This window comes from Bacillus cereus group sp. RP29 (assembly GCF_040459765.1).
GTDB classification, from domain to species: Bacteria; Bacillota; Bacilli; order Bacillales; family Bacillaceae_G; genus Bacillus_A; species Bacillus_A paranthracis.
Genome location: NZ_JARVHN010000001.1, coordinates 495,293 through 512,308, shown reverse-complemented (window position 1 = coordinate 512,308; position 17,016 = coordinate 495,293). Strand labels below are relative to the sequence as shown.

Genomic DNA, 17,016 nt, shown 5'->3' with positions numbered 1-17,016 from the left:
ATAATTATTCTGGTACAAATGCAGATACAGGTCCTAATTCCTTTTCTAAATAACTGCGAATATTTGCTGGGTATTTCCCTACCACCGCAATATGTTTTTGAATCGTCTTATATAATTCATCATGATTCATTTGAATATAATCTTGCGTAAGCATTTTTCGAAGAAGAATCACTTCTTTCATTCCTTGTCCTTCTTCTGCACTTATCACTCGCTCGTCCATTAAAATATCAATAATATCTTCATAGCTTCCTGGATCGCGCATAATAAATCCATCAATCATCGCATTCCCTACATCTAATACAGAATCAATCATTAGATGCGCTATGCGTTCTAATGCGTAAAATTCAAACTCGGTTTCATATATCTTTTTCTCTTGAAATGTACTTGTTGCTCGTTCTAAACATACTAGCATTTGTTCTATTTTCTTTCTGTCTACAAAATACATGAATGTCACCTACCTGGAAATTAAAGCATTTACATTTTAATTGTAACGCTTTCTTCTGAAAAAATCGACAATTTTTCGAATTCACCTTTTCCCCGTAATTTGTTATAGTTATATTTGTATGATTTTTGAAATTGGAGGAATGGAATCTTGGAACGTGAACTCGCACTAGAAATTGTCCGTGTAACAGAAGCAGCAGCATTAGCATCCGCACAGTGGATGGGCCGCGGAAAGAAAAATGAAGCAGATGATGCAGCAACTACAGCAATGCGTGATATGTTCGATTCAGTAAACATGGCAGGTACAGTTGTAATTGGTGAAGGAGAACTTGATGAAGCACCGATGTTATATATTGGTGAAGAACTAGGAACAGGTAACGGTCCAGAAGTAGATATCGCCGTTGACCCATTAGAAGGTACAAACATCGTTGCAAAAGGTCTTGCAAATGCAATGGCAGTTATCGCAATCGCAGATAAAGGAAACCTTCTTCATGCTCCTGATATGTACATGGAAAAAATCGCGGTTGGTCCAAAAGCAGCTGGTAAAATTAGCTTAGATGATCCAATTGAAAAAACAATTGAAATTGTAGCGGAAGCTAACAATAAAAAGATTCGCGATCTAACAGTTATCGTTCAAGAACGTGAACGTCATCAAGATATTATTGATCGTGTTCGTGCAAAAGGTGCACGCGTAAAATTATTTGGTGACGGTGATGTTGGTGCGTCAATCGCAACAGCACTACCTGGAACAGGTATCGACTTATTCGTAGGTATTGGCGGAGCTCCAGAAGGCGTTATTTCTGCAGCAGCATTAAAATGCCTTGAAGGTGAAATGCAAGCTCGCTTAGTTCCAATGAACGAAGAAGAAGAAGCTCGTTGTCGTGAAATGGGATTAGAAGATCCTCGTCAACTTCTTATGTTAGACGATTTAGTATCTGGTGATGATGCAATCTTCTCAGCAACTGGTGTATCTGCTGGTGAGTTATTAGACGGCGTGAAATTCCTAGGCGGAGATTTAGCTGAAACATACTCTATCGTAATGCGTTACAAAACAAGAACGGTACGATTCATTAAAACGCATCACCATTTAGATCATAAGCCACACTTAAACTTAGATATTTAATAAAAGGAGCCATGTGTATGGAAGAACGTTTCTTTCTGTATGACGACACTGTCGCTACAAAAACTCGTTTCGTTAGCTTTATGGGAGAAAATGAGCGTCATGATTTAGCGCTACTATACTCCGATCGTCATTACGGTAAAACAATTGTCCTTGATATGCAGCGTAATAAATTTGCAATCATCGGCACTGACGATTTAAACGAACCAGGCTACTTAGAGCACGCATTTTCTATGACTGAAGAAATTGCAGAAGAACTACGCTCATTTTTATTTGAACTTATATAATTTATCTCAAACACCAGCCTTTTAGCTGGTGTTTTTTCGTCACAAGAGTTTCGAATTTTCAAACTTCTATGTTATAATGAAAAATAAATCTATTTGGATAGAAAGGACGTTATCTACGTATGCCAACATTTACTTTGTAATGGACCAGCAATTGGATAGCATTACTCTCAAAAAAGCACCACGCTTTTTCAAGGGAGTAGTCTGCCCATTCCCATTACAAAGGAACGTATTGCATCTGTAGTATGATGTTTACGGAGGTTCCTCTTTACGGGAACCTCCTTTTATTTTTGTCTTTTTCTCATGTCTTCATACTACAAGACATCCAAATAGCTGTATTACGTTCCTTTACCACTACTATAAGAGGTGAAGGAAAATGCAGAAAGTACAACTTTCTTGGAGTTTATATGAAAACGAGCAAAACACAATCGAAAAGTATTGTAAAAATTGCAGACGCACTACCCTATTTACCGACACAAATATTCGTAGGTATAACGCCAACGGAAAAAACATATACCGCTTTGCCATTTATAAATGTCCGAAAGATCATACGTGGAATCAAAAATTGCATATTTATAAATCATATACTGACCACGTTGAAACAGTCGATATGACGCAGGAAGATCAAATAGAAGCAACTACTACTACCATTTCCATTACACAGCATAAAGAAAGTGGTATAGCTGAAATTACGATTGTATTAGACCTTGTTTTCGGTTCTCACCGGATGGATAAAGCATTATCCACATATATTTCCGACTGGAGCCGTACACGCATTGTGGATAAAATTAAAAACGGGGATATTCAATTGAACGGACAACAAATGAAACCAAATACAATACTTTCTGAAGGCGATCGTATCTCGATTTGTTTATAAATGAGAATATGCAAAAAATCCTCTTACAATTGTAAGAGGATTTTTTTATTTCTTCACTTTTCGTAATACGAAGTGTGCACAACCAAAGTTACAGTACTCGTATAAATACTCCGATAACGTACTAATTTTCGTATCATATGTCGCACGCTGGTTACTATCATCAAAGAATCCGCGCAATCTAAGTTGCTCATAACCCCAGTCCCCAACGATGTAATCATATTTATTTAAAATTTCTGCATAGCGCTCTTTAAATGCTTCTTCACTAAAACCGTCACGAAAGTTTTTAATTACTTCGTACTGCACATTATTAATGCTCACCGTAGCATGAATCTCCTGCTTTTGCTCCATCATTAACTTCCTCTCTAAGCATTCTTCTTTTTATCGTATCACAAAGCATACCAACCAACAATTTCAAATACAAAAAATTGAAAATTAGTGCATGCTATGGAGAAGGAGGTGATACATCGTGAAAAAACAAATTATACTTTCTCTCCTCACTCTTTCCTTATTCGCAGGCTGCCAACCAACGAATAAAGCCGAAATGGAACGTGAAGAAGGAAGTCGTGTTCTTGTTTCCAACAAAAATGACATGTATCATACGGAAAATACAAATACACGATTAACGAGAGTCGGCTATTCATCTAAACAAAAGCATGAAGTATCTAATAAACAAGTAGGAGCCATTAACCGTGAGAAAGTTGCTGAAATGATTACAAGCATGACAGTCAAACTTCCTGACGTTACAAACGCTGCTACGCTCGTTACAGACGATGAAGTATTTGTTGTATACCGTGCAAACACAACGGATCCGAAACTCGTAGCGGATCAAGTATATAGAGCTGCTTTGTCCATCGTCCCTCGCTATTATAAAGCATATGTATCAACAGACCAAAAGTTGATTTCTCAAATTCAAGGGCTTCAATCTGGCGCATTAAATGATACAGAATATACGCAAAGCCTCGATATGTTAAAACGTGAAATGAGTAAAAATCCTCATTTGAACAATACAGGGGATCAGACTTTAAATGATATGATAAAAAAATAAAGAAGGTGGAGAAAACCTCCATCTTCTTTATTTTTTACTATTTCTTACGATTTGCGTAAACCTCCATCGCATCACACATAAACTGAGCTAATCCTTCACCAAACTTATCGATATTTTTCGTAAAGCGCTCATCAGCGACGTACATTTGACCAAGTCCTTTAAAAGCATCTAATGAATATTCACCGAATTTTTGCAAGTAATTGTACCATACTCCAATTGCTTCTTGTGCCTCTTTAGAATCTGGTGCCCCGTGTCTAAGCGCCGCTAAGTTTCTGTAAATCGTATTAAACTCTTCTTGGTTTTCTTTAGACATACCTTTCGCATATTCATTCGCTTTATCTACAGCTCTGTCTCCCCATCTTTCACGCGCTTCTTCTTCGTACGGATTATGGCTGAAATCGAAGCCTTCAAATTTCTCTTTATTCGTCATTTCAATCTCTCCTTTTGTATGCTGAATTGTTTTATCAATCGTCGCAATCACTTTATCTAACCTAGCCCGCTTTTCAAGAAGCATTTTCTTATGAAGCTGCAATGCCTCTTTCCGGTCAAATGATGGACTCATGATAATTTCTTTAATTTTCTTCAAAGGGAAGCCTAGTTCTTTAAAAAATAAAATTTGCTGCAGCGTCTCTAAATTTTCATTGGAATACAGACGATATCCAGACTCTGTCGTCTCATCTGGAGTTAACAACCCAATTTCATCGTAATGATGCAGTGTGCGCACACTAATTCCAACTAAATTAGCTACTTCTTTTACCTTCATTGCCATGTGTATCTCCCCCTTAATACATACGATAAAGTATGACGCAACGTTAGAGTCAATAAGTAAATTCATTTTCTTTATAAAATATTTCATGCATAATAGATATGTACATATATTAGAAAGCGGTGAAAATATGGTTTCAAATACTGTAATTGCCAGCATTATCTTTCAACTCATTGTCTCGATTCTGGTCCCAATTATTGTACTCGTTTATTTCCGTAAAAAATATAATATAAATTGGAAAGTGGTCGGCGTTGGTGTTCTTATCTTTATCGGATTTACCCAAATTCTCGAAACACCATTCCACCTATTTATGCGCGGTAATCCAGCAATCGCTCCAATTTTAGAAAATCCATTTGTTTTCGCACTTTATGGCGGACTAACTGCTGGTATTTTTGAAGAATTAGGACGCTTCGTTGCCTTCTTCTTCCTACTAAAAAAATATCAAGAATATAAAGATGGCTTTGCTTACGGAATCGGTCACGGCGGAATTGAATCCATTTTAGTTGGCGGATTCTCTGCATTCCAAGCACTTATATTTGCGAATTCAATTAACAACGGTAGCTTCGCCCAGATGGTCGAAAAAATGCCAGAACTAAGCCGCCTACAAGACATGTTAATTCAGCAACCTGCCTACTTATACTTCCTTGGCAGCTTAGAAAGAATTATGGCACTCGTGCTGCAAATCGCCTTTACAATGCTTGTTTTATACGCAGTAAAACAGAAGAAGTATATCTTCCTTGTGTACGCTATACTATTCCACGCACTTGTAGACTTCTTCGCGGCACTTTACCAAACGAAAACAATTAACATCTTTGTTGCAGAAGGAATCACCCTTCTCTTCACAATTGGCGCTATCATTCTTATTCGTAAAATGAAAGAGAAATTAATGAGTGTGCCAAAGTAAAAATAACCCGCCTGTTGGTGGGTTATTTTTTATAAAGATTATCATAGCGATGATAACTTTTACCGCTTTGTAGCTCCTTCTTTGTTTCTGCATCTATAACGATGTACTTGTGTAACTCTTCTACTTCATTTTGAGAAAAGGATGCGAAAAAATAAACTTGGCGATCAGGGTGAATAAAAGAATCTTGAAGCACTACTTCCCCCCGACAACCCGCGGCTGTTTTTTGTAAAAAGGAATTTTCTTCGTCGGGTACTTCTTTAAATAAAATCTTTTTTCGAACACTATACGCTGCATTATTGTATTCTTTATACATTTTCTTATCTAACTGTTCGTAAAACACATCTTCGCTCACAAATGACTTATTTCGATTACTTGGATAATCTAACTTTTGATTGGATTGTGCATATGTTGTGGACATTTGCGTAAGAAAACAAATCATGAATACGAGACATATCATTTTTTTCATACTGGCACCTCAATTTTCATTATCCACATTACTTTTCCACATCTATAAATCAATATGCCGTTTCCAATAAAAAGGAATTTTTTCCGCATTTGTCGAAGTATATAGCGTCAACTTGAAAGATGGGGATGAATTATGAAGAAAATCATTGTCATACGACATTGTTCAGCCGCTGGACAAGAACGTCATGCCGAATTAACGACCGATGGAAAAAAACAAGCAAACACCCTTGCCACATTCCTTTTAGAAAACCAACTACAAATAGATCATATTATTTCAAGCCCATTTGTGCGAGCTATCGATTCTATTCGGCCCTATGCACTCCAAGCTAATTTGTCTATCCAAGAAGATGAACGATTAGCTGAACGCATATTAAGCGACGTTTCAATGGACGATTGGATGCAAAAACTAGAATCTACTTTTACAAATATAGATATTGCCTTTTCAGGCGGAGAGTCAACGAAACAAGCAACGGACCGTGTTATATCGCTTATCGAAGACGTTTTAAAATTAAACCATACTACAATATTACTCGTTACACATGGAAACTTACTTACGCTCATTTTAAAGCACTTTGATCATACGATCGGCTTTCATGAATGGAGAGCTTTAACGAATCCTGATATGTACGAAATTACAATTGATGAACAATGTAGCCTAAAACGATTATGGAAAGCACCGTCCAAGTAATATCTCTTTCCAACACATTCAGTTGACGCCACGAGAAGAAACTGTACCAATAATAGAAAGGGGTATCACTCCATATGTACGAAGATGTACTTGCTTTACTACATAAAACAAATGTTTCTTATGAAAAATTCGAACACGAACCGGTACTCGATTATGAGACAGATCGGATCGTACGCGAGAGGCTTGGCTTACAAGGTACTCCAAGTAAAAGCTTATTTTTAAAATCAAAGGCTGGAGATTATTACGTATTTTTCACGTTAGAGGGCACAAGGCTTAACCGCGGAGAGATGAAAGAACTAACAGGAGAACGCTTATCTCTCTGTTCCGCTGATGAACTGCGAGACAAAACTGGTTGTACGCCAGGATGTGTAGCTCCTTTCGGGTATTCACACGATGTAACAATTATTGTGGATAACGCTATTTATACGTACGATAAAATTTTAATTACACCTGGTGTACCTGAATTTACAATTGAATTATCCACAGAAGAATTAAAAAAGATTTTATTAACATGCCCAAATACTGTTTTGGAGTACAAACAAAAAGAGAGCTAATCATTAGCTCCCTTTTTTCATTATTTTGCTTCTGCTGTGTTTTCTTTTGCAGAACGAACTTGCTCGTCCGCATGGTAAGAAGAACGCACAAGTGGGCCAGCTTCACAGTGGCTAAAGCCTTTGCTAAGTGCAATTTCTTTTAGCTCTGCAAATTCCGCTGGTGGGTAATATTTAAGAACTGGTAAATGCTTCTTAGATGGTTGTAGGTATTGTCCAAGAGTTAAAATATCCACATTGTTTGCACGTAAGTCATCCATTGCTTCAATTAAATCTTCTCTCGTTTCACCTAAGCCCACCATAATGCTCGATTTAGTTGGAATATCAGGCTGCATTTCTTTTGCTCGACGTAAAAACTCTAATGAACGATCATATTTTGCTCTAGCGCGAACTCGGTCAGATAATCGACGTACTGTTTCAATGTTATGGTTTAAAATATCTGGTTTTGCATCCATTAACATTTTTAAGTTTTCTTCTACTCCACCCATATCAGATGGTAATACCTCGATTGACGTAAATGGATTTTTACGACGTACAGCGCGTACTGTTTCAGCAAAAACAGCTGCTCCACCATCTTTTAAATCATCACGTGCAACCGCTGTTATAACAACGTGCTTTAAGCCCATTTGTACTACAGAATCTGCTACGCGTTCTGGCTCTTGTAAATCAAGCTCAGTTGGTAAGCCTGTTTTAACCGCACAAAAACGACAAGCACGTGTACAAACCGCACCTAAAATCATAAATGTTGCTGTTTTTCTTACAGCCCAGCATTCATGAATATTCGGACATTTTGCTTCCTCACAAACTGTATGAAGATTTTTAGAACGCATCATTTTCTTTAAGCCTGTATAGTTTTCATTCGTGTTTAACTTAATTTTCAACCATTCGGGCTTGCGCTTATATTCTGTTTGTTTTGTCATGGTTATCAACTCCGCACAATATGAAATAGTTTACCGTGTTCGCTTCTTTCAATGTAACATATCTATTCTAACGTATGAAAGCGATTTGCTCAAATGAAGATTCTAAGATTTTTTCCAATCGTTCCCTATAATGAAATACTCCGTATATCCCACACTAAAAAGAGTGATGATGTGAAAGGAGTCTATTTCATGCTTCGAAAAATTTCTCTTTTGCTTTCGATTTGCTTTCTTCTCCACCAAAACATCGCTTACGGTGAAGATAATCAGCAAAGCATATACGAAAAGCGCATGGCACTATATAAAGAAACCGAGCAATCTTCAGGCATTCCGTGGTATTACTTAGCTGCAATGGATCAATACGAAAGAAATATACGGAGCGTAAGAAAAGATATTCCGAAAAAACCAGATGCCATCATTTCCCTTTATTTCAAACCAGAAATATGGGCTGGACCTGTTAATGGTAACGACACTCTCCCCCACACAATTGCTCTATTTGGCGGGTTAGGTTTAGATGGTGACAAAGATGGATTTGCAAATGCAAATAACGACCGTGATCTTTTGCATACAGCAGCAACGATTTTAAAGAAACAAGGAGCGTCAGAAGAACGTATTAAAATCATGCTCTGGGAATATTATAGACGTGCAAAAACAGTTGATTTAATTACCGAATACGCCCAAATTTATAAACATTACGGACGTATTAATTTAGAAGGAAATGCGTTCCCTCTTCCGATTCGTAGTGACCATAGCTACCGTAGTACTTTTGGCGCTGGAAGAAGTTTTGGGGGAAGAAGAGTTCATGAAGGAACCGATATATTCGCAGGCTATGGCGTACCAGTAAGATCCACTTGCTATGGCATTATTGAAACAAAAGGCTGGAACCGCCTTGGCGGATGGCGCATCGGTATTCGTGACCTTCATAACAATTATCATTATTACGCTCACTTAGGCGGGTTCTCAAAAGAGATACAGCTTGGACAAATTGTCGAACCCGGAAAAGTAATCGGATTTGTTGGTAGCACCGGTTACGGTCCTCCCGGCACAGCTGGAAAATTCCCGCCTCACCTACATTTCGGCATGTATAAAGACAATGGTTATACAGAATGGGCTTTCGACCCCTACATGCACTTAAGTCTTTGGGAGCGAAAAGAACGCGCAAATACAAAACGATAACCGTAGCACATTGCTACGGTTATTTTTTATTTATGGCTAACTATCCGTTTTCTTTTTATCAGGTACAACAATACTTCCGCTTCCGTAATAAGTAGGCACTTCCCCTTGAACGATGCGGGTCGCAATTGGAACATTTTGTTTCACTTTTATTTCTTTCGTATGAAATGGAATAATGACTTGCAACGTAACTTCCATCTCCATAATAATTTGAATCGCTGTCGTATTGATTCCGTGCGGCTCAATTTTTTGTTTAATATCCGTATTTACATGACCAATCGTCGTGAAATCAATTGGAATATCGGGTCCGATATTTCCAAGAAGCGCATTATTTGTTACACGGCCAAACGGAACTGCCATCGTTGCCCCATTTTTTTCAGAAATATCTAGTCCCTTCAAATTCCCTTGTTCTACTTGCTGTAAATACTTTTCTATGTATGTGGTCGTTGACGTTACGATTTCATTTACTTGCTTCGTATTTAAATTAATTGTGGATACTTTCCCGTTTTTATCATTTTGTACTTTCATTAATGAATCGACATCGAATCCCTCATCAATTCTATCTTTTACCGCCTTCGTCATAACCGCTGTCGCCATTTTATGTGTCTCTACTTCTCCATATTTCATTAACGTCGGCTGAATGCTGCTATTCACAATCCATAATCCTTGCACGAGTAATATGACAAAAAGAATACACGACATAAGCAGTATGTGCCGAAAGGAAATAGGTCCCCTTCGAAACCGCGAATTTTTCGAACGAAATATACTCATAAAAAAACCTCCTTCTTATATCATTTCTATGCAAGAAGGAGGGACGATATATGCTTATCTCATTTTTAATAATGCTTCTTTTCCGATTGTGCCAGCCGTAATACCTAACGATTCGGCTTCAATCGTTACTGATTCTAGCGGTGCTTCAAGAAGTTGTTCAATCGTTCTTACACCAACCGCGCGACCAGCAATAATACCACGATCTCCTAACTTCTCATTTAAAAGACCTACATCTAATGCACCGCACATAATATATCCTTTATCGCTCATTACAGCTAGCAAATTTGTCTTTGGAAGTTTGACGCTAACCGCAATAAACGTATAATTATCGATTATAATCGGCTCTACATTAACCATAGTTCACACTCCTCTCTTTCTTATCTGTATGACAAGAGAAAAATGAGTGTTACAAGTTAACTAGCCTATAGTTTGACAGAAGATGTATAAGTTATTAACATGTCTGCTAACACATCCCTAAGTAGTTCTGGCATATAATATTGTTTGTTAGAAAGTGTGGATAGCTCTGGGTATAAGTACCCAAATGTAAACATATCAATCGTTCCTACTGTATATATACGATCTAACTCAAGCGATTCTCCGTTAATTAATACATCTTCGAGTAAAATTTTATTCCCGGGAATCGTATCTGGAATGACTTCTACACCAGCGTAAATCATTTTCCCCATTACTTTCCCCCGAAATCCAAACCCTTTTACCTCAAGGTTCTCCATATTCGGGCGACGTGCTTTCAAGATCACTTCTCTTAACGTTTTCCCCGGCACTTTTAATAGGCATGGATTAATTGGATGTGGACAAATTCTGTGAATATCTCCGCGCGTCACAACGCCTTCTTCTAATCCTTCAAGAAGTACACCGGCGTTTACCATGCCAATTTCTGCATCGCACCAGTTTTTCAGCGCATTTGCTAACATGTGCGAAAATGCTGTCTCATGAAACCAATCAACCGGTAATGATTCCTTTAAATGAACGACAGGCTCTTCCATAATATGTTTACTTTCTTCCTGCAGCGCTTCAATTGTGGATAATGGTTTGTTATAAGCACCTAAACGTTCAGTCTTAATCGCTCTACCATCCTTTTTCAACAGCTTCTTCGTCTCTTTATCCACAGTAAGCTGAACGTGCCCAACGTAACGTCCCCACTTTTCACAACAACAAAGTAACGTATGATTCATAAGAACACCACGCTCAAATAAATGATGCGTATGTGCCCCTAAAATAACATCTATATCATACTGCTCCGCCATATGCTCATCCATGCTTTTTCCAAGGTGAGAAAGGACAACCGTTATATGAGCCTCATCTCTCACTTCTTCTAAAATAGACTCTAAATGCTCGATTGGATCTTCAATATGCCAATCTAACATTTGATAAAACTCTGGATACGCAACCGTTAATCCGATAAAAGCAATCGTAATCCCATCTGTCGTTGTATGTAATTTATAAGGCTTTGCCCACTCTGGACGTACCCCTTCTTTTTCAAATAAATTTGCGACAAGCACCTCAAATCCAGCATCATCATATAGACGATTCAAATGCTCCTTCGCTAACGTAATTCCTTCATTATTTCCGATCGTTACATAATCATATAAAGCCTCATTTAAAAGTTTCGTATTGCCAAGCCCATTCGTCGCTTCCGAAATACTATGAAAACGATCCACATGATCGCCAATATCTACAGTCAAAACGGTCTCTCCCGCTTCCTGTCTTCGCTTTTTCTCTCCTTGTACAAACCGAGAAATTTGCGGCCAATTTTCAAAATGACTATGTATATCGTTTGTATGATAAAGGTGGATAATTGTTTCTTTATTTATATTCAGAGAAAAAACCTCCTCTCAGTTCCTTACTGCCATTTACGCTATGCGCACGCAATAATCCTGTAAATACTTTTCGTCTTTTCTTGCTATTTTACATTGTACTCGCATTGTGAGAAAAAGCAAAAGATTGCCCTTTTTCATATGAGAAACTTTCTTTTTTAGTTGTTGGATTCATTGATAGAACGGGAGGGGGGATTTGTCAGAAAGTTTGTTGAGTGGTTTTACGAGGAGTTTGGTGGATTTCCTTGTGGGGTTTGTCAGTATCTTAGCCTCAACTACTTCCATTCGGCCACTTCATGCATATCATCTAAATATTGAGGGGTATACGCCCGCTCTGCTATGTCGTAATTTGTTGATAAGTCGATATTCCTTGTCGAATCGTCGATATATTGAAAGAATCGCTGATATATTCGGAGTTATCGTCGATATATTTGAAAAATCGCTGATATATTTAGCCAGAAACCCACCTGGGTATCTCGGCTAATCCCACCCCAAGCCCAGCTCACACAATAAAAAAAGCGCCCTGCACAGCAGAGCGCTTTCTTTATATATTATCCAGTTCCAGCGGCTAGAATGTTCGGTGGCTTCACTTCTTCCTATGAGGCAAAAAGCGCCTCTACATCAGAAGCTCCATCCCCCTCACATTCTGGACGAGCCGCCTCCACTTTAAATATGTCCAGCTTCGCCTCCTAGACCCTCATGTCTAAGAACCTTCCGCACGAGAAGATAAAAAGCATCTTCTGTGCGAAAGAACCTTAGCCAACGGGTCTGAACAGTCGGCTCCGCATTTCTATTTAACCAATAGAACCTTCCATCTCAAACTTGATTAGGCGGTTCATTTCAACTGCGTATTCCATTGGAAGTTCGCGAGTGAATGGCTCGATGAAGCCCATTACGATCATTTCTGTAGCTTCTTGCTCAGAAATACCGCGGCTCATTAGGTAGAATAATTGTTCTTCTGATACTTTCGATACTTTCGCTTCGTGCTCAAGTGAAACGTAATCATTTTTGATTTCGTTGTAAGGAATTGTATCAGATGTAGATTGGTTATCCATGATTAACGTGTCACACTCGATGTTAGAGCGAGAGTTTTTCGCTTTTGGTCCGAAGTGTACGATACCACGGTAAGTTACTTTACCACCATGCTTCGCAATCGATTTAGAAACGATTGTTGAAGACGTGTTTGGTGCTAAGTGAATCATTTTCGCACCAGCATCTTGGTGTTGGCCTTTACCAGCAATCGCGATAGATAATGTTAAACCACGAGCGCCTTCGCCTTTTAAGATAACTGCTGGGTATTTCATCGTTAATTTAGATCCGATGTTACCGTCAATCCATTCCATCGTTGCGTTTTCTTCACAAACCGCACGTTTTGTAACTAGGTTGTATACGTTGTTCGCCCAGTTTTGGATTGTTGTATAACGGCAATATGCATCTTTCTTAATGATGATTTCTACTACCGCACTGTGAAGTGAGTTAGTTGTATAAACAGGTGCTGTACAACCTTCTACGTAGTGTACGTGTGCGCCTTCGTCTACGATGATAAGCGTACGCTCGAATTGTCCCATATTTTCAGAGTTAATACGGAAATACGCTTGAAGTGGTGTATCAACTTTCACACCTTTTGGAACGTAGATGAATGATCCACCAGACCAAACTGCAGAGTTTAATGCTGCGAATTTGTTGTCTGTTGGTGGGATTACTTTTCCGAAATGCTCACGGAAAATATCTTCGTTCTCTTTTAATGCGCTATCTGTATCTTTGAAGACGATTCCTAGAGCTTCTAGGTCTTCTTTCATGTTGTGGTATACAACTTCAGATTCGTACTGTGCAGATACACCAGCTAAATACTTTTGCTCAGCTTCTGGAATACCTAATTTATCAAATGTCGCTTTAATTTCATCAGGTACTTCATCCCAAGACTTCTCAGATTTCTCAGATGGTTTTACGTAGTACGTAATTTCATCGAAATCTAAGTCGTTTAAGTCGCCGCCCCATTGTGGCATTGGCATTTCATAGAACTTATCCAGTGATTTTAAACGGAAGTCTAACATCCACTGTGGTTCTTCTTTCATACGTGAAATCTCTTCAACGATCTCTTTTGTTAAACCGCGTCCAGCACGGAAAATCGAAACGTCTTTGTCTTTGAAACCATATTTATAATCGCCGATATCTGGCAGTTGCTTCGCCATGTTGGTGTGTCCCTCCTTAGATAACCTCGTTTTTAGGAACCTTTAACATTACTTATCTTCGTTTAAGCCCTTTTCTAACGCTTTCCACGCTAATGTTGCACATTTAATACGTGCAGGGAACTTGCATACGCCTTGTAATGCTTCAATATCTCCTAAATCGATGCTGTCATCGTACTCTTTTCCTAGCATCATGTCAGAGAAAATTTTAGAAAGCTGAAGTGCCTCTTCAATTTTCTTACCTTTTACTGCTTGTGTCATCATTGAAGCTGAAGACATTGAGATAGAACATCCTTCTCCTTCAAACTTCGCTTCTTGCACAATACCTTCTTCTACTTTCATCGTAAGTTGAATACGATCGCCGCAAGTTGGATTGTTCAAGTTAACTGTAACACTATCTTCTAACACGCCATGGTTACGAGGATTCTTATAATGATCCATAATAACTTGACGATATAACGTATCTAAATTATTAAATGACATTTGTGAAATACTCCTTTGTCTTGATTAGCGATTCAACAAATGTATCAATTTCTTCTTTTGTATTATATAAATAGAAGCTTGCACGTGCTGTTGAAGAAGCTTTCAGCCACTTCATAAGCGGTTGTGCACAGTGATGTCCTGCGCGAACCGCAATACCTTCTACATCTAATACTGTCGCTACATCATGAGGATGTACGTCTTCAATATTAAATGTAACAAGACCAGCGCGATGCTTTGGACCATAAATTGTAACGCCATCTACTTCTGATAGTCTTTCTAAAGCGTATTGCGCTAATTCATGCTCATGCTTTTCAATATTATCAAGACCGATTTCTTCTAGGAAATCAATTGCCGCACCAAGTCCGATTGCATTACCGATAATCGGCGTACCTGCTTCGAACTTCCACGGAAGCTCTTTCCAAGTAGATTCTTGTAAATCTACGAAATCAATCATTTCACCGCCAAATTCAATTGGCTCCATATTGTTTAGCAATTCTTTCTTACCATATAATACGCCGATACCTGTAGGGCCGCACATCTTATGAGCAGATAATGCGTAGAAATCACAGTTTAAATCTTGTACATCCACTTTCATATGAGGTGTACTTTGTGCACCGTCAACGACCATAATTGCGCCATTTTCGTGCGCGATTGCTCCGATTTCTTTTACAGGGTTAATCGTTCCAAGTACGTTAGAAACATACATGATAGAAACGATTTTGGTATTCGGTGTAATTGTTTGACGAGCATCTTCTATTGAAATTGTCCCATCTGGTTGAAGCGGAAGATATTTTAAAGTTGCACCAGTTTTCTTCGCAACTTGCTGCCACGGAATGATGTTACTATGGTGCTCCATGTAAGAAATAACGATTTCATCGCCTTCTTTTACATTTTCAAGACCATAGCTAGCCGCTACTGTATTTAATGCAGTTGTCGTTCCGCGCGTGAAAATAATCTCTTCCATGGATTTCGCATTAATAAACTTGCGAACTTTCTCGCGTGCACCTTCATACGCGTCGGTAGCTTTCGTACCGAGCGTATGAACACCGCGATGCACGTTAGAGTTATATTCTTTATAGTAACGTTCTAACGTTTCAATGACTTGAATTGGTTTTTGAGAAGTTGCTGCACTATCGAAATAAACAAGTTGTTTGCCGTTCACTTTTTGATCAAGAATTGGAAACTGTTTGCGTATTTCATGAATATTCATTAGCGAACTTTCCTTTCAATTACCTCAACAAGCTGTGCCTTTACTCCTTCAATTGGAAGCTCATTAACTACAGGTGCTAAGAATCCATGGATGACTAAACGTTCTGCTTCGCGTTTTGGAATACCACGGCTCATTAAGTAGTATAGTTGAGTTGGATCTACGCGACCTACTGAAGCTGCGTGACCTGCCATAACATCATCTTCGTCAATTAAAAGAATTGGGTTTGCATCACCGCGTGCTTTCTCATCTAACATAAGAACGCGAGAAGATTGTTGTGCATTTGACTTAGATGCACCGTGTTCAATCTTACCAATTCCGTTAAAGATAGATGTTGCACTATCTTTTTGTACACCGTGTTTTAAAATCCAACCTTCAGAGTGTTTACCGAAGTGAACAACTTTAGTTGTAAAGTTTTGTGTTTGGTTACCACGGCCAATTGTTACTGTTTTCGTATCAGCATATGAACCGTCGCCCATTAAGTTTGTAACGTTCTCTGAAATTGTGTTTCCGTCATTCATAAGGCCTAGAGCCCAATCAACGCGGCCGTCGCGTCCAACAATACCGCGGCGGTTAACGTAAGTTGTTACGTCTTTTGCTAATAGATCAACCGCACCGAATTTTACTTGTGCGCCTTGTTCCACGATTACTTCTGCTACGATATTTGCAATACCTTTAGCATTTTCATTTGCAACGTAGTTTTCTACATAAGTTGCAGTACTGTTCGCATCAGCTACGAATAATACATGGTTATATACGTTAGCTTCTTCGCCGTCTACTAAGAATACAGCTTGAAGTGGAGTTTCAAGAACAACGTTTTTCGGAACATATAAGAATGCACCACCGTTGATTAATGCAGCATGAAGTGCAGTTAGACGATGCTCGTCTACCTTCACGCCGTCTTTCATTAAGTACTTTTGTACTAGTTCAGCATGCTCAGTTGCAGCTGTTACGATGTCTGTGAAAATAACACCTTTTTCTTTTGCTTCGTCTGCTAAAGAAACGAATGCAGTTGTACCAGTACGTTGCACTAATACACTGTTATTTTCATCGATTAAGTTTTTCACTGCTTCTGGAAGCTCTGTTAAAGAACTTACAGGCTCTTGCTTAGCAGCGTCGCCTTTTCCGATAAAGTCCCATTTGTCAATTTTCGTTTTATCAGGAGTTGGCATTGGAAGTTCAGTTGCTTGTGCAAGAGCTTGTAAGCGGAACTCAGTCAACCAAGCTGCTTCGTTTACTTCGCTTGCGCGTTGACGGATTGTTTCTTGATCGAAAGGTAATGTACCGATTGTCATGTTTA

20 protein-coding genes are annotated in these 17,016 nt (G+C 38.7%); 8 read left to right on the top strand and 12 right to left on the bottom strand.

Annotated elements, in window-relative coordinates:
- Positions 1 to 4 precede the first annotated feature (4 nt).
- Positions 5 to 445: a DUF86 domain-containing protein gene (locus QCI47_RS02560; RefSeq protein WP_000274014.1), complete on the bottom strand. Its 441-nt coding sequence runs from the start codon at positions 443 to 445 to the stop codon at positions 5 to 7.
- A gap of 147 nt (positions 446 to 592) precedes the next feature.
- Here QCI47_RS02560 and glpX point away from each other — a divergent pair, with 147 nt between their 5' ends.
- The 3 genes from glpX (at position 593) to QCI47_RS02545 (ending at position 2,722) form a co-directional block, all read left to right on the top strand.
- Positions 593 to 1,564, top strand: coding sequence for a class II fructose-bisphosphatase (glpX, locus tag QCI47_RS02555; protein WP_000439090.1), 972 nt, complete (start codon positions 593 to 595; stop codon positions 1,562 to 1,564).
- A 17-nt stretch (positions 1,565 to 1,581) separates the two neighbouring features.
- On the top strand, positions 1,582 to 1,848 hold the full coding sequence (locus QCI47_RS02550) for a DUF3055 domain-containing protein (protein WP_000392610.1): 267 nt from the start codon (positions 1,582 to 1,584) through the stop codon (positions 1,846 to 1,848).
- Positions 1,849 to 2,221: 373 nt separating this feature from the next.
- A complete protein-coding gene (locus QCI47_RS02545; protein WP_353811685.1) occupies positions 2,222 to 2,722 on the top strand; it encodes a cytoplasmic protein in 501 nt (166 codons plus the stop codon).
- 45 nt (positions 2,723 to 2,767) lie between these two features.
- Here QCI47_RS02545 and QCI47_RS02540 read toward each other — a convergent pair whose 3' ends face one another.
- Positions 2,768 to 3,070: a YutD family protein gene (locus QCI47_RS02540; RefSeq protein ID WP_000435941.1), complete on the bottom strand. Its 303-nt coding sequence runs from the start codon at positions 3,068 to 3,070 to the stop codon at positions 2,768 to 2,770.
- 118 nt (positions 3,071 to 3,188) lie between these two features.
- On the opposite strand from QCI47_RS02540, the gene QCI47_RS02535 reads away from it, so the two are divergent.
- Positions 3,189 to 3,767, top strand: a complete 579-nt coding sequence (locus QCI47_RS02535; protein WP_000744032.1) for a YhcN/YlaJ family sporulation lipoprotein — start codon at positions 3,189 to 3,191, stop codon at positions 3,765 to 3,767.
- A 37-nt stretch (positions 3,768 to 3,804) separates the two neighbouring features.
- Here QCI47_RS02535 and QCI47_RS02530 read toward each other — a convergent pair whose 3' ends face one another.
- A complete protein-coding gene (locus QCI47_RS02530) occupies positions 3,805 to 4,536 on the bottom strand; it encodes a MerR family transcriptional regulator (protein ID WP_071742163.1) in 732 nt (243 codons plus the stop codon).
- Positions 4,537 to 4,621: 85 nt separating this feature from the next.
- Between QCI47_RS02530 and QCI47_RS02525 the strand changes: the two genes are divergently transcribed.
- Positions 4,622 to 5,437 carry a YhfC family intramembrane metalloprotease gene (locus tag QCI47_RS02525; protein WP_002163480.1) on the top strand — a complete coding sequence of 272 codons (816 nt, stop codon included), beginning with the start codon at positions 4,622 to 4,624 and terminating at the stop codon, positions 5,435 to 5,437.
- A 22-nt stretch (positions 5,438 to 5,459) separates the two neighbouring features.
- Here the strand turns inward: QCI47_RS02525 and QCI47_RS02520 are convergent, their stop codons facing one another.
- A complete protein-coding gene (locus QCI47_RS02520; protein ID WP_071742162.1) occupies positions 5,460 to 5,903 on the bottom strand; it encodes a hypothetical protein in 444 nt (147 codons plus the stop codon).
- Between the two features lie 132 nt (positions 5,904 to 6,035).
- Here QCI47_RS02520 and QCI47_RS02515 point away from each other — a divergent pair, with 132 nt between their 5' ends.
- Together QCI47_RS02515 and QCI47_RS02510 are read left to right on the top strand one after the other, a co-directional pair.
- Positions 6,036 to 6,590, top strand: a complete 555-nt coding sequence (locus QCI47_RS02515; RefSeq protein ID WP_071742161.1) for a histidine phosphatase family protein — start codon at positions 6,036 to 6,038, stop codon at positions 6,588 to 6,590.
- Between the two features lie 74 nt (positions 6,591 to 6,664).
- Positions 6,665 to 7,144, top strand: coding sequence for a YbaK/EbsC family protein (locus tag QCI47_RS02510; RefSeq protein WP_061131755.1), 480 nt, complete (start codon positions 6,665 to 6,667; stop codon positions 7,142 to 7,144).
- A gap of 20 nt (positions 7,145 to 7,164) precedes the next feature.
- Here the strand turns inward: QCI47_RS02510 and lipA are convergent, their stop codons facing one another.
- Positions 7,165 to 8,061, bottom strand: a complete 897-nt coding sequence (lipA, locus tag QCI47_RS02505; protein ID WP_000166370.1) for a lipoyl synthase — start codon at positions 8,059 to 8,061, stop codon at positions 7,165 to 7,167.
- 189 nt (positions 8,062 to 8,250) lie between these two features.
- Between lipA and QCI47_RS02500 the strand changes: the two genes are divergently transcribed.
- Positions 8,251 to 9,234: a M23 family metallopeptidase gene (locus QCI47_RS02500; protein WP_071742160.1), complete on the top strand. Its 984-nt coding sequence runs from the start codon at positions 8,251 to 8,253 to the stop codon at positions 9,232 to 9,234.
- Positions 9,235 to 9,270: 36 nt separating this feature from the next.
- Here QCI47_RS02500 and yunB read toward each other — a convergent pair whose 3' ends face one another.
- The 7 genes from yunB to sufD form a co-directional block, all read right to left on the bottom strand.
- Positions 9,271 to 10,002: a sporulation protein YunB gene (gene yunB, locus QCI47_RS02495; RefSeq protein ID WP_309422189.1), complete on the bottom strand. Its 732-nt coding sequence runs from the start codon at positions 10,000 to 10,002 to the stop codon at positions 9,271 to 9,273.
- Positions 10,003 to 10,056: 54 nt separating this feature from the next.
- Positions 10,057 to 10,359 (bottom strand): YunC family protein, encoded by a 303-nt coding sequence (locus QCI47_RS02490; protein WP_000248464.1) that lies wholly within the window; start codon positions 10,357 to 10,359, stop codon positions 10,057 to 10,059.
- A 65-nt stretch (positions 10,360 to 10,424) separates the two neighbouring features.
- Positions 10,425 to 11,816: a bifunctional metallophosphatase/5'-nucleotidase gene (locus tag QCI47_RS02485; protein WP_071742158.1), complete on the bottom strand. Its 1,392-nt coding sequence runs from the start codon at positions 11,814 to 11,816 to the stop codon at positions 10,425 to 10,427.
- A gap of 815 nt (positions 11,817 to 12,631) precedes the next feature.
- Positions 12,632 to 14,029, bottom strand: a complete 1,398-nt coding sequence (gene sufB / locus QCI47_RS02480) for a Fe-S cluster assembly protein SufB (protein ID WP_001118823.1) — start codon at positions 14,027 to 14,029, stop codon at positions 12,632 to 12,634.
- A gap of 48 nt (positions 14,030 to 14,077) precedes the next feature.
- On the bottom strand, positions 14,078 to 14,509 hold the full coding sequence (gene sufU / locus QCI47_RS02475) for a Fe-S cluster assembly sulfur transfer protein SufU (RefSeq protein WP_000009523.1): 432 nt from the start codon (positions 14,507 to 14,509) through the stop codon (positions 14,078 to 14,080).
- Positions 14,499 to 15,719 carry a cysteine desulfurase SufS gene (gene sufS / locus QCI47_RS02470; protein ID WP_001020761.1) on the bottom strand — a complete coding sequence of 407 codons (1,221 nt, stop codon included), beginning with the start codon at positions 15,717 to 15,719 and terminating at the stop codon, positions 14,499 to 14,501. Before sufS ends, sufU begins: the two co-directional genes overlap by 11 nt.
- Complete coding sequence (sufD, locus tag QCI47_RS02465; protein ID WP_309422188.1) at positions 15,719 to 17,011, bottom strand: Fe-S cluster assembly protein SufD; 1,293 nt, start codon at positions 17,009 to 17,011, stop codon at positions 15,719 to 15,721. Before sufD ends, sufS begins: the two co-directional genes overlap by 1 nt.
- Between the last annotated feature and the right edge of the window lie 5 nt (positions 17,012 to 17,016).

Excerpts from the sequence above, each read along its gene's own strand:
- QCI47_RS02560 (WP_000274014.1), bottom strand. The coding sequence starts at position 445 with ATGTATTTTGTAGACAGAAAGAAAATAGAACAAATGCTAGTATGTTTA.
- QCI47_RS02550 (WP_000392610.1), top strand. The coding sequence starts at position 1,582 with ATGGAAGAACGTTTCTTTCTGTATGACGACACTGTCGCTACAAAAACT.
- QCI47_RS02545 (WP_353811685.1), top strand. The coding sequence starts at position 2,222 with ATGCAGAAAGTACAACTTTCTTGGAGTTTATATGAAAACGAGCAAAAC.
- QCI47_RS02540 (WP_000435941.1), bottom strand. The coding sequence starts at position 3,070 with ATGGAGCAAAAGCAGGAGATTCATGCTACGGTGAGCATTAATAATGTG.
- QCI47_RS02530 (WP_071742163.1), bottom strand. The coding sequence starts at position 4,536 with ATGGCAATGAAGGTAAAAGAAGTAGCTAATTTAGTTGGAATTAGTGTG.
- QCI47_RS02525 (WP_002163480.1), top strand. The coding sequence starts at position 4,622 with ATGCATAATAGATATGTACATATATTAGAAAGCGGTGAAAATATGGTT.
- QCI47_RS02520 (WP_071742162.1), bottom strand. The coding sequence starts at position 5,903 with ATGAAAAAAATGATATGTCTCGTATTCATGATTTGTTTTCTTACGCAA.
- QCI47_RS02515 (WP_071742161.1), top strand. The coding sequence starts at position 6,036 with ATGAAGAAAATCATTGTCATACGACATTGTTCAGCCGCTGGACAAGAA.
- QCI47_RS02510 (WP_061131755.1), top strand. The coding sequence starts at position 6,665 with ATGTACGAAGATGTACTTGCTTTACTACATAAAACAAATGTTTCTTAT.
- lipA (WP_000166370.1), bottom strand. The coding sequence starts at position 8,061 with ATGACAAAACAAACAGAATATAAGCGCAAGCCCGAATGGTTGAAAATT.
- QCI47_RS02500 (WP_071742160.1), top strand. The coding sequence starts at position 8,251 with ATGCTTCGAAAAATTTCTCTTTTGCTTTCGATTTGCTTTCTTCTCCAC.
- yunB (WP_309422189.1), bottom strand. The coding sequence starts at position 10,002 with ATGAGTATATTTCGTTCGAAAAATTCGCGGTTTCGAAGGGGACCTATT.
- QCI47_RS02490 (WP_000248464.1), bottom strand. The coding sequence starts at position 10,359 with ATGGTTAATGTAGAGCCGATTATAATCGATAATTATACGTTTATTGCG.
- sufB (WP_001118823.1), bottom strand. The coding sequence starts at position 14,029 with ATGGCGAAGCAACTGCCAGATATCGGCGATTATAAATATGGTTTCAAA.
- sufU (WP_000009523.1), bottom strand. The coding sequence starts at position 14,509 with ATGTCATTTAATAATTTAGATACGTTATATCGTCAAGTTATTATGGAT.
- sufS (WP_001020761.1), bottom strand. The coding sequence starts at position 15,719 with ATGAATATTCATGAAATACGCAAACAGTTTCCAATTCTTGATCAAAAA.
- sufD (WP_309422188.1), bottom strand. The coding sequence starts at position 17,011 with ATGACAATCGGTACATTACCTTTCGATCAAGAAACAATCCGTCAACGC.